The following is a 13036-nucleotide window of genomic DNA, read 5'->3' on the forward strand; positions in this document are numbered from 1 at the left end:
ATTCAGTCACTGTTCAAGCAGAAATTTAGGAAAGAAATCAAAGCAGGGCAAATTCAATATGGCTAAAAGAAGGCGAAATTAGCTTAAGTCAGAAGTCAAAAATAAAATGTAATTAGGTAAAATTAATGGCGACAGACATCCGACACCAGCCAGCAAATGGCTACCATTCAGAACCAACTCAGCCTTCCCCAACAGAAAATCTTAAGAGGCGATCGCTCATGCGCCTTCAGCCAACCCTAACGACACTGGAAACTTGGGGGTTTGGCCTTACGGGTCATCTGCTATGGATTAGCGCTGCACCGGCCATACACGCCGCTCTTGGGCCTCAAGCTATATTCGTCTGGTTGCCAGCAACAATCGTGGCGATGCTGCTGAACTTTCAGATGCAAAGCTTGGGCAGGAAGTGGCCAGAGATGGCAGGAGGAACGCCCAACTACACAGCGCGGCTGCTGAACAATTATCCCTGGTTAGCTAGGTATGGGGCGATTGGATACTTTTTTAGTTGGTTAGCGGTGACAACGATCAACGCCCTAATCGTCACAGCCCTGATTGAAGCAAACCTGAAACCACTAGGGATTTCATGTCCTGAGTTAGTCCTGAAAATTGGCTTTACTGCGATCGCCTTTATTGTGGCGTTTAGTGGCACCCGCGCCTTAAGTATCCTGCATTTATGTTTCGTTCTACCCGCTGCGGGATTCCTGTTTGTTTTTTGCACTCAAGGCATCGGCTGGTTATTACTATCCCCGGCTAGTCCCGGCTTTTTTCCCGACAGTTGGCCTAGCTTTTCCTTTGTTGAATGGGCAAAATGGTACTTTTTCGCCGTCTACGCTGCTTATGCCTGTGAAAGTGCTGCCTCATTTGTAGCTGATAGCCAACGACCTAGGGAGACGTTGCGGTTTCTGAGCTTTGTGGCTTGGCTGATTCCTATTCCCTATCTGGCTGGTTCCTGGGTACTGATGCGCTTGGCAACAGAATCTGGATTACAAGACGACACCTTCTTAAACCTATTAGCCGCAGCTAAACTCTTTTGGGGGCCGGGGGCCTCATTTATGGTGACGCTTTTGATCGTCGCGGGCTGCCTCCTAAGTTCCGCCACTGCGGTTTCCAACTCTCCCCGTGTTTTGTACCAACTTGCCTTAGACGGACACCTATCGCCAGTATTCGGTGTTGTCTCCCCACGCGGTGTACTCGGCCCAGCCCTGTTGCTGACTTTCTTGCTCAGTCTGATCTGTCTAGCGTGGGGAGATATAGCGCGTTTAGTAATGGTGTCCGCTACTGCCTTCCTGACCGCCTATATCACAGTCCATTTAGGGCTATGGCTGCGTCGGGATAGGCCAGAAGTGCTATGGCCTTGGTGGTCGGGAGTCTTTTTCCTGGTAGAATCAGTTATCCTGATTGTTGGGGGCTTGGCTTGGAACTGGCAAGACCTGCTGATCGGACTGCTTTTGCCGATCGCTATTTTGGTAGGGGATGCTGCGATACGTCGCATTGCATTTCCCCCCTTCCATCCTGGGTGGTGGATTAAGCTTTATCGAGGTCAGTCCTACAGGATAACTAAAGATTTTGTGGCGCTTCAGGTAGGCATCCTGATCTTTCTAATCTGTAGCACTGCCGCGATCGCCTGGGTGATTAGAGCCACGTTAGATGGACTTCCAGGTGATGCTGCCGATAATCTTTTGATTGTTCTGGTAATAACCGTAGGCTTTGTCGGAGTGGCAGTTGCCTGCTGGACGAGCTTACCCCAAGTCGTCTCCATGAACGAAGCACGAGAGGGAGCAGAACAACTCTTTACCATTGCCCTAGATGCGATCGTGGTGCTCGATGAAACCGGAGTGATTCGTCAGACTAATCCCGCTGCTGAAAGCGTTTTCGGAATCGACACCACTGGGATCTTAGGGCATCACCTGAACAAACTACTGCCCGGATTAGCTTTTGAACCCGATCAGTGGCCCAGTCGCAGCGAACAAGCTCTTAACCTACCGAATCGCGACTCGCGTATCCTGGAAGTTGCCATCTCTGACCGATTTTCTCAAAATGCTTCGCTTTCAAATCAAGGTATGCAAGAATATGTGGTGATTCTGCGCGATATCAGCGATCGCAAGCAAGCTCAAGAATCTCTAGAAAAAGCTAATGAGGAACTAGAAATCAAAGTTGAGAATCGTACATCTGAACTCACCCATACTGTGCAGCAATTGCAGCATGAGATTGAAGAGCGCCAAGAGATAGAAGAAAATCTCAGAGCTATGCAAAATCAGATTGTTGTCCAAGAAAAACTAGCTTCTCTAGGAAGTTTAACAGCAGGGATTGCTCACGAAATCAGAAACCCCTTAAACTTTGTCAACAATTTCTCTGAACTTTCTGCTGAATTAACCCAAGAACTGTTTGAAAAAATTAAAAATCAAGCAGAACGTTTAGATCCTGAAACCAGTGAGGATATTGCCGAGTTGTTAACCGATCTTAAAGCCAACCTTAAAAAGATCAATCAACACGGTCAAAGAGCCGATAAAATCGTTGGCAATATGCTTTTGCATTCGAGAGGACAAAGCGGCCAGTGGGAAGCTACAGATATAAATAGTTTATTGGCTGAATATATCAATCTAGCCTATCACGGGATGCGAGCCAAGGAATCGGCTTTTAACATTACCATAGAAACCGATTACGACAATGATATTGGCGAAGTAAACGTCGTGCCACAAGACATCGGCAGGGTGTTTCTTAACATTATTAGCAATGCTTGTTATGCAGCCTATAAAAAGAAACAACAAATGGGATCGGAATTTTCACCGGTGCTTGACGTGAAAACTCGAAATCTTGGGGTCGCGATTGAAATCCGCATTCGCGATAATGGCTCAGGTATAAAACCCGAGGTCCTAGATAAAATTTTCAATCCGTTTTTTACTACAAAGCCACCAGCCGAAGGTACTGGTCTAGGTCTGTCTATCAGTCAGGATGTGATTGTCCAGCAACATCGAGGAGAACTAAAAGTCGAAACCGAAGTAGGAAAATACACAGAGTTTATAATCATATTGCCGAAAAAAAATAGTCTAAGTTAAGGAGTAAAAAAAATGAAAGTAATGGTGGTAGACGACGAGGAAGATATCCAGTCACTGTTCAAGCAGAAATTTAGGAAAGAAATCAAAGCAGGGCAAATTCAATTTCATTTTTGTCTGTCCGCAGAGGCAGCTTTGAACTACTTAGAAAACCAGGATGAAGCGTCTATTGTCTTAATTTTATCGGATATTAATATGCCAGGAATGAATGGACTCGAACTGCTCAGGATTCTCAAAGAAAAGTTTCCCGATTTAAAAGTTTTTATGATTACGGCTTATGGAGATGAGAAAAATTACAAAACCGCAATAGCTTATGGAGCTGATGACTATATTACTAAGCCTGTTAATTTTGATACACTCAAAAATAAAATACTTAACTTGGAGTAAATTCCCAAGTAAACATATTTAGTAATTTGTAAGGGGTAATTGCTAAGTGAAAGCAGTACGTCAGTCGAGTTAAAGTTTCTCGATTGCATTTTCATTCTGTCCTTCTGGAGCGCTAAATTTTTATGAATTTTAATAGTCACTGAACAATTAATATGTCAGCAAAAATACTGTTCGTGGATGATGAACGAGATTTAGAATCTCTAGTTTCTCAGAGATTTAGAAAAAAAATACGCGCGGAAGAATGGCAGCTTTTTTTCGCCCATAATGGCGTACAAGCGCTGGAAAAATTGGAAGAGCACCCGGATCTAGATATGATAGTGACCGACATTAATATGCCTGAAATGGATGGCCTGACTTTACTCTCTAAACTTAATCAGATAGACCTCCCACTCAAAACAGTAGTTGTATCAGCCTATGGCGACATGACAAATATAAGAAAGGCGATGAACTTCGGTGCCTTTGACTTTCTAACCAAGCCGATAGATTTTCAGGATCTAGAAATTACCATCAACAAAACGCTGCGCGAGGTGCAACAGTTAAAAGAAAACCAGCGCTTGCGGCAATCTGAAGCTTGGGCTAAAGAACAAGCTCAGCATTTACAGCACTGTCTGCAAGACCTAAAAAAGACCCAAGCTAAACTGATTCAGACCGCAAAAATGTCTTCTTTGGGTCAAGTGGTTGCGGGGATTGCCCATGAAATCAACAACCCCGTCAACTTTATCTACGGCAATATTAGCCACGTCAGTGATTATATCCAAGACCTACTGAACCTGCTGCATCTCTATCAGCAGCAGTATACTCCTCCCACTTCTGAGATTCAAACTGAAATGGAAGCCATAGATTTGGAATTTCTGATAGCAGATTTACCCAAAATTTTGGTTTCGATGAAAGGGGGTGTTGACCGCATTCAGAAGATTGTTTTGTCTTTGCGTAACTTCTCAAGGCTGGATGAAGCTAATATAAAGTCTGTTGACATTCACGAGGGAATAAAAAGCAGCCTGCTGATTTTGCATAATCGATTTCAAGCAAGGGCAGCGCGTCCAGAGATTCAAGTGATTGAGGAGTACAGCAATCTGCCTTTAGTGGAATGCTATGCTGGAGAACTCAACCAGGTGTTTATCAACATTATTTCTAATTCGATTGATGCTTTAAATGAGTACCACAAACAACGATCGCTAGATGACATCCTCGCTTGCCCGCTCGCAATTACTATTCGCACTTTTCTGCTAGAGGAAAAATCCCGTGTCGTCATTCAAATTCGGGACAATGGGGTGGGAATAACGGCAGAGGTGAAAGACCGTATTTTTGAGCCATTTTTTACGACTAAGCCTGTAGGTGAGGGTACTGGTTTGGGCCTCTATATCAGCTACCAAATTATACAGGACAAGCATGGGGGCGCATTGAACTGTTTTTCAGAGGTGGGGCAGGGAGCAGAGTTCTGGATTGAAATTCCAATCAGACAAACGAGGGCGACACCCCACCTTAGCTAATCAATCGACTTTTACCAAACTCAAAGCCTATTCCAGCCATCCGGTTTGCCCTTGCAGAAATCAGCCTTTTCATTCCTCCTGAAATAATGTATAATTGAATGTAAAAGTATTAAATGTTACTCAGAATAAGTGAATATCAATCAAGGAGGTCAACAAAATGTTGCCTACGATCGAAATAGATCCCAATATGTCCGCAAAAATATTATTTGTGGATGACGAGCCTGATTTAGAATTTTTAATTTGCCAGAAATTTAGACAAAAGATCCGAACAGGAGAATATCAAGTTTTTTTTGCACACAATGGCGTAGAAGCGCTGTCAACGTTGCGAGAGCAGCCGGATATAGATATTATCCTGACAGATATTAATATGCCTGTCATGGATGGCATGGCTTTGCTAGCGAAACTTAACGAGCTAGTTACTATGGTCAAAACAGTAGTTATATCTGCTTATGGCGACTTGGGAAATATCAGAAAGGCGATGAATGGCGGGGCCTTTGACTTTTTGATTAAGCCTATAAATTTTCAGGATTTAGAAATTACTATTAACAAAACTTTATGCCATGTGCAACAGCTCAAGGAAAACGAGCGCTCCCGCCAAGAAAGAGAGGATAAATTGCGGCAATCGGAAGCGCGAGAGCGAGAAAAAGCCATCCAACTAGAACTGGCACTGCAAAATTTACAGCGCACCCAATCTCAGCTTATTCAGACTGAAAAAATGTCGAGCTTAGGAGAGTTAGTTGCTGGTGTTGCCCACGAAATTAATAACCCGGTTAATTTTATCTATGGCAATTTAACTTATGTCAATGAGTATAGTCAGAAGCTATTAGATTTAATCAACCTTTACGAGGAGCACGATGCCCATAATCACCCGGAAATCGAATTTTTAAGTGAGAAAATAGAGCTGGATTTTATCAAAGAGGATCTGCCTAAAATGCTGGATTCGATGAAATTGGGGGCAGAACGTATCCGTCACATTGTGCTGACGTTGCGGAACTTCTCGCGCCTAGAGGAAGCGGAGATGAAACCCGTTAATATTCACGAGGGAATCGATAGCACTCTAGTGATTTTGCAGAGTCAACTCAAGGCTAGGCCGAATTGTCCGTCTATTCAAGTTATTCAAGAATACGGAGATTTGCCACAAATTGAATGTTATGCTGGTCAGTTGAATCAGGTATTTATGAACTTCCTGAGCAATGCCATTTATGCGTTGAATCACTGTGATAAAGAACGCAGCCAGAAGCAAATGAAAAACCAGCCTAGGACGATTACGATTCGTACTTCTATGCTGAATTGCGATTGGGTAAGAATCAGTTTTAAAGATAATGGGCCGGGGATGACGAGTGATGTAATAAATCGGCTGTTTAATCCTTTCTTCACAACTAAGCCTGTGGGTGATGGCACGGGCTTGGGATTATCTATCAGCTATCAGATTGTGGTGGAGAAGCACGGCGGAGATTTGAAGTGTTTGTCGCAGCCCGATCAAGGTGCAGAATTTGTGATTGAGATTCCTGTTAGGCAGAATAATCGGGTAGAGATGAAGGCGAGTTAAGGGGAATTAAACAAAAAATCAGGGGAAAGTCTGCTAAAGTCTATAATCGCGATCGCACTTCCCCAATTTCTCTGTAATTTCTGAAGTCTCCCAAACACCGAACGACCTCGCTGAAGCCCTCAATGGTAGATTTTGAGTGGTTTGTCAACTTGTCAGTGTCCGGGAGGGACTGGCAGATGGTGAGGCGTGAGGGCGCCAGCACGCCTTCACCATCTGCCAGTTGCGTAAGTTTTGAACTAATAATTAATGACTAATGACTAAGGATTATCTTCCTCCGACTACAACATTTTTAATCCGCAAATGGGGGCCGCCGACGCTTACTGGTAAACCGCTCTGCCCGCCTTTACCGCAACCGCCGTAGGCATAAACCGAGTCGTTTCCTATAGACTCAATATCTTTTAACGTCTGAAATACATTGCCGCTTAAAGTGACATCGCTCACCGGTTCAGCCAATTTGCCGTCGCGAATCATGAACCCTTGAGCCGCCGCAAAGGTAAACATTTCGCCGTTGGTTTGTCCTCCCAACATCCGCACTGCATACACTCCTTCGTCAATGTCGGCAACCATTTCGTCAAAAGAATGTTCGCCCGACTCGATCGCAGTATTAGTCATCCGCACCAAAGGCATAAAAGTAGCGCTCAGAGCTCGGGCATTTCCCGTCGGACTTTCGCCCATTTTGCCCGCAGTCTCGCGATTGTGCATCCGAGCCGCTAAAACTCCATTTTTAATTAAATGCTTGCACTGAGCCGGCACGCCTTCGTCGTCATATTTCAAAGTTCCCGGCAATCCCGGCACAGTTGCGTCGTCAATTACATTTAATTGTTCGATTGCCACAGGCTTGCCCAAAGTCAACAATTCCTGCATTTTTGGGTTTTCGTAAATGCCGTCTGCTTCCGACAAATGCCCGAAAGCTTCGTGAATAAAAACCCCCGACAAATAAGGGTCTAAAATCACCGGATACTGACCGCCTTTCACCGATTTTGCCTCTAGTTGGCCTACAGCTCGAACGGCAGCACTCTTAACACTATCTTCAATATTTGTCAAGACATCGTAATCCGATCGCGAGTGAATCGACTCAAACCCTTGGCGGACGACACCACCCTCGCCGCGGGCGATCGCCCCGAAACGCCCGGTCACGTCCAAGCGCTCTTGAGCGATGCAAGTACCTTGAGAATTCACAAAATAAGTAATCCCAAATCTGTCGCTGTAACCGGCCATTGTCGTCTGAATTCGCGGGTCATAATCTAACAGCAACTGATTGTAAGATTCTAGCAATTTCCGCTTTTCGGCTAAAGTAATAGAGCGCGGGTCGCGGCCCAATTCCACCGCTACATAGTCTTGAATGGGGGTGACATCTGCTAGTAGAGTTTTTTCGCTGCCAACCAAACGAGACTGCACTACAGCTTCTTCAATGCGGTCTTTTAACTCATCTAAACCGTTAAAAGTTACAAAACTCCAGCCGCCTTTGTGACAGGCGCGGATGCCGCCGGCGAGACTAAAACTGCGGTTGACAGCATCTAACTGAGGGCCGCGAAAACTAATCGCAGTTGACTCGCTTTGTTCGAGGCGAACTTCTAGATAATCTACGCGATCGCGGTAAGGTGCGATCGCTTCCATCAACTGTTCTTGCATCAAATTGCCCCTATGAATGATTAGCCGTAGCGCTGAAAAAAATTATTGCTAAACCTATTTTAGCTAATAACTCCCGTCTTTCGGGTGCGCGTTTCCCCACCGCTGTGGTGCGGGAGCGTGGCGCGCCCTACCCGAGCAAGAGCGAGTCAAGCAATTTTAGATTTTAGATTTTAGATTTTAGATTGATCCCGTCGTGAGCCTGCGAAGGAATGAGTCCGGGGGCTTTTTAGGAAGGATGCAAAGCTTTTTAAAGTCTCTGTCCTGAGTCTGCGAAGGAATGAATCCGGGGGCTTATGACCACCTTACTTTCGGTCAGTCGATTGTAGATTTAAAACTTTTTCCAGAGAATTGATGATTAGAGGCTTACAGATCGCCGACGTTCGACGGGCCTCCTAGAACACAACAAACTCGCGCCCGCTTGCCAAAAGCCCGGTATCCCCGAAAGCTTGCCTTTGCCGAGAGAAATCAAACTAAACTAAATCTATCTAAAGATGTAAAAAAAATACCTTAACCCCCGGCAGATGGATTACTTTAAGGTTAAAAAATTCCAAATTTCACCGTATTTAGCAGCTATTTCGGCATCAATAGCAATTTTGGTCGGAGTTGGCATTTTAGATCGATCGGAACAGCGGCGGTTTTTTCAATACAACCGTGCTAGCACCCTCGATCGGCTCAGCACAGTCCGTTCTAAGCTAGAAGGCTCTTTAAATTCCCGGCTATTTCTGATGCGGGGTTTGGTGGCTTACCTTTCCAACAACCCAAATATCACCGAAGCCGAGTTTGCAGCGACGGCGAGAATTCTGGTGGCACAGCAACCGGGCATTCGCGCCATAACTTTAGTTAAAGGCACGACGGTCGCTTACATTTATCCGCGGGACGGAAATGAATCGGCGATCGGGGTTGACTTGACGGCGCTACCCGAACACCGGCAAATGGTCAAAGAAGTCATGCACACCAGAAAAACTTTGGTTGCTGGACCCGTGAAATTATTGGAGGGGGACGAGACGTTCATCAGTCGATCGCCGATTTTTCTCACACCCTCCGGCACCGATCCCGAAACAGGAGTTTACTGGGGCTTGACAGGTCTGATCATCGACAAAAATTCCCTGATGGAGGAAGCAGGACTCAAGGACTCCTCAGCGAAGTTGCAATACTCTCTGCGGGGCAAAGACGGGAAGGGAGCATCCGGCGCAGTGTTTTTCGGCGACAAGTCGATTTTTCAGAACAATCCCGTGGTTCTGGAAGTGACTTTGCCTAACGGTTCCTGGCAGTTGGCAGCAATTCCGGCGGGGGGATGGCCTGCGAATTCGCCGTTTCGGGGCTGGCTGCTTTTTGGAGGTGGCTTGCTGGCACTTTTGAGCGGGGTGGCGGTTTTTAGCTGGGTGTACGGGCGTGCGAAACTGCGTTCCAGCGAAGTTAAGTATCGGCAATTAGTTGAGAATGCTAACAGCATGATTGTGCAGTTAGACAGTGAAGGCAAGATTACTTTTTTTAACGAGTGTGCTGAAACTTTTTTCGGGTATTCAGAAGCGGAAATCATTGGCAAAAGTGCGATCGGCACAATTATACCGAAAACAGATTTATCAGAAAGTGACCTGGCGGCAATAATTCGAGACTGTTTGGCACAGCCGGAAAAATACTTGCAAAACGAAAATGAAAACATCCGCAGCAATGGAGAAAGGGTGTGGATAGCGTGGACAAATAAACCTTTACTAGATGCGAAGGGAAATTTGGCAGGAGTGCTTTGTATCGGGACGGATATTAGCGATCGCGTATTAGCAGAAGCCGCGCTGCTTGAGAGCGAATCTCGCTATCGGGCAATTATTGAAGACCAAACCGAACTGATTTGCCGTTTCTTGCCGAGCGGAGTTTTGACTTTTGTCAACGATGCCTACTGCCGCTATTTCAATAAATCGCGATCGGATTTGGAGGGCCATACTTTTATGCCCTTGATGCCGGCCGAAGACGGAGAAATTATCAGCCGCAGTTTCAGTTCTCTAAGCCTAGAAAACCCCGTCGTTACCTGTGAACACCGCGTCGTTCTCGAAACAGGGGAAACTCGCTGGCACCAGTGGACGAATCGGGCGATTTTTGACAGTACGGGCAGCTTGATTGAGTGTCAAGGAGTGGGGCGCGACATTAGCGATCGCAAACAAGCTGAAATCGCCCTCCAAGCTTCTGAATCGGAACTTCGAGCTTTGTTCGCTGCCATGAACGACGTAATTTTGGTGATTGATATTGAGGGACGCTACCTGAAAATTGCCCCGACAAGTCCCGGACTTTTATACAAACCGCCGGCAGAACTTGTCGGCAAAAAAATCAGCGAATTATTCGAGCCAGAAATTGCAGATTGTTGTCAGGAGCAAATTCGCACCGCCCTTGCTACAAATCAAACCTGTACTTGTGAATATAACCTGGAAATTGCCAGCGTACAAACGTGGTTTGCCGCTACCATTTCGCCACTGAAAGAAAACACCGTTCTGTGGGTAGCCCGCAACATTACGGAGCGCAAGCAAGCTGAAAGTTGGTTAACCGGTCAAAAACAAATTTTAGAAATGATTGCTAAGGGCGCTCCTCTGGGCGATACTTTAAATACTTTAGTTCAAATTATCGAGCAGCAATCTAGAGATGTCCTCGGTTCGATATTGCTTCTAGCTCCAGATGGCCAACATTTACTACAGGGAGCCGCGCCCAGTTTGCCCGACAGTTACAATGCTGCTATTCATGGCATAGCCATCGGCCCGGATGTCGGTTCCTGCGGCACTGCTGCCTTTAGTCGCCAACAGGTGATCGTTACAGATATTGCCAGCGATCCTTTGTGGAAAAATTTTCGAGATTTAGCCTTGAGTTCTGGACTGAGAGCTTGCTTGTCTACTCCTATTTTCTCATCTCAGGGTCAAGTTTTGGGAACTTTTGGAATGTATTATTCCCAACCGCGCCACCCCCATTTTTTTGAGCTGCAATTGATAGAGGCGATCATAAACTTAGCAGGAATTGCGATCGAACGCAACCAGGCAGAAGAAAGTCTCAAACAGCTCAATCTCGAACTAGAAAGCAGAGTCAAACAGAGAACTTCTCAATTGATGCAAACTGAAGAACGCTGGCAGTTAGCGCTCAAAGGCAACAACGATGGCATTTGGGATTGGGACTTACAAACAGGGGAACTTTTTGTGTCCGAGCGCTTTAAGGAAATCACTGGTTACGAAGATAGTGACATTAGCGATTACAATAACAAATGGAATACGAGTTTACATCCAGATGATTTGGCTATTAATCAGCAACTCTTTCAAGAACACTTGGAGAGAAAAACGCCGCATTACATCACCGAATACCGCTTGTGGTGCTACAACAGCGCCTACAAATGGATATTGAGTCGGGGACAAGCTTTGTGGGACGCATCTGGAAAAGCCGTCCGCATGGTTGGTTCAATTACTGACATTACGGAGCGCAAACAAGCAGAGGAAGCACTGCGGGAAAGCGAGGCAAAATTCCAAAAGCTGTCGGGTAATGTGCCGGGAGTAATTTATCAATTTGTATTGCGTACAGATAGCTCTTTCAGTTTCCCTTACATTAGTCCGGCTTGCCGAGAAATGTTTGAACGAGAACCCGAAGATGTTCTGCAAAATGCGGCTTTAATAACTGATTTAATTCATTCCGATGACCGCCAAAATCATGACGAATCCGTTGTTATTTCAGCCAAAACTTTGCAACCTTGGCACTGGGAAGGACGGTTCGTGCTACCTTCCGGCAAAATTCGATGGTTTCAGATAATTTCGCGTCCTGAAGCTAAAGAAAACGGCGATATTATTTGGGACGGAATCGCAGTTGATGTTACCGATCGCAAAGAAGCTGAGTTAGCTTTGCAAGAAAGCCAGCAGTTCATTAAAAAAGTAGCCGATGCTACTCCCGGTATTTTGTATCTCTACGACTTGGAAGAACAGCGAAATATCTACACTAATACTTCTATGTTCACGCTTTTGGGCTATACCAGCGACGAAATTACAGCGATGGATTCGTCACTGATGCCTCAGTTAATACACCCGGAAGATTTGCCTAAAATCGTGAAACATCAGGCCAGCTTTGCAGGAATGGAAGATGGCGAAACTAGGGAAATTGAGTACCGGGTGCGAGCAGCAGACGGTCAAATTTTGTGGCTGCAAAGTCGGGATACTATTTTTAGTAGGAATTCGGATGGCCAGGCCAAGGTAATAATTGGAGTTTCCCAGGATATTACGACTAGCAAGCAAGCAGAGGAAGCACTGCGACAAAGCGAGGCGCGAGAAAGAGAAAAAGCTCGAGATTTAGAGTCAGCGCTGCTGGAATTGCGCTCTACTCAAACTCAGCTTATTCAAACTGAAAAAATGTCTTCTTTGGGGCAATTAGTGGCCGGCATCGCTCACGAAATTAATAATCCCGTTAACTTCATTTACGCTAACATTGATTATCTCAACCAGTATACAAAACAGTTGCTCGATCTGGTGACTCTTTATGAACAGGAGTATCCCAATCCTAATTCAAAAATTATCGATCGCATCCAAGAGATTGATTTGGACTTCATGGCAGAGGATTTAAGAAAAGTTGTGGGTTCGATGCAGGTAGGAACCGATCGCATCCGACAAATTGTGTTGTCCCTCAGAAATTTCTCGCGGCTGGACGAATCGGCAATGAAGCCGGTCGATATTCATGCGGGAATTGAAAGCACGTTGTTAATTTTGCAGCACCGCTTGAAGAGTCACGATAGCCGCCCGGAAATTGAAGTAATTAAGGAGTTTGGGAAACTGCCGCTGGTAGAGTGCTATGCGAGCCAACTGAATCAGGTGTTTATGAATATTATTGCTAATGGAATTGATGCTAAGCTGTTGTGCCTTTAAATAGGGTATCATAAAAAATGAGTTTAGTCAATCTCTACAAAAATGCCAGCTAAAAAC

The 13036-nt window shown here is 45.4% G+C and carries 6 protein-coding genes; 5 read left to right on the forward strand and 1 reads right to left on the reverse strand.

From position 1 onward, the window contains the following. The first annotated feature begins 125 nt into the window (after window positions 1-125). From QT996_RS14520 to QT996_RS14535, 4 genes are all read left to right on the forward strand, one after another. Entirely contained in the window at window positions 126-3053 is a 2928-nt protein-coding gene (locus QT996_RS14520; RefSeq protein ID WP_333047324.1) for an ATP-binding protein, read from the forward strand. A 12-nt stretch (window positions 3054-3065) separates the two neighbouring features. Continuing rightward, on the forward strand, window positions 3066-3437 hold the full coding sequence (locus QT996_RS14525) for a response regulator (RefSeq protein WP_333047325.1): 372 nt from the start codon (window positions 3066-3068) through the stop codon (window positions 3435-3437). A gap of 152 nt (window positions 3438-3589) precedes the next feature. Further along, complete coding sequence (locus QT996_RS14530; RefSeq protein ID WP_333047326.1) at window positions 3590-4927, forward strand: response regulator; 1338 nt, start codon at window positions 3590-3592, stop codon at window positions 4925-4927. 187 nt (window positions 4928-5114) lie between these two features. Beyond that, window positions 5115-6476 carry an ATP-binding protein gene (locus QT996_RS14535; RefSeq protein WP_333047332.1) on the forward strand — a complete coding sequence of 454 codons (1362 nt, stop codon included), beginning with the start codon at window positions 5115-5117 and terminating at the stop codon, window positions 6474-6476. Between the two features lie 264 nt (window positions 6477-6740). Here QT996_RS14535 and QT996_RS14540 read toward each other — a convergent pair whose 3' ends face one another. Continuing rightward, window positions 6741-8108 carry a TldD/PmbA family protein gene (locus QT996_RS14540; RefSeq protein WP_333047327.1) on the reverse strand — a complete coding sequence of 456 codons (1368 nt, stop codon included), beginning with the start codon at window positions 8106-8108 and terminating at the stop codon, window positions 6741-6743. A gap of 521 nt (window positions 8109-8629) precedes the next feature. Between QT996_RS14540 and QT996_RS14545 the strand changes: the two genes are divergently transcribed. After that, the gene (locus QT996_RS14545; RefSeq protein WP_333047328.1) at window positions 8630-12979 is read left to right on the forward strand and encodes a PAS domain S-box protein; all 4350 of its coding nucleotides are present in this window, start codon (window positions 8630-8632) and stop codon (window positions 12977-12979) included. The last annotated feature ends 57 nt before the right edge of the window (window positions 12980-13036 follow it).

The organism is Microcoleus sp. S13C4, assembly GCF_036700865.1.
In the GTDB taxonomy this organism is placed as follows: Bacteria; Cyanobacteriota; Cyanobacteriia; order Cyanobacteriales; family Microcoleaceae; genus Microcoleus.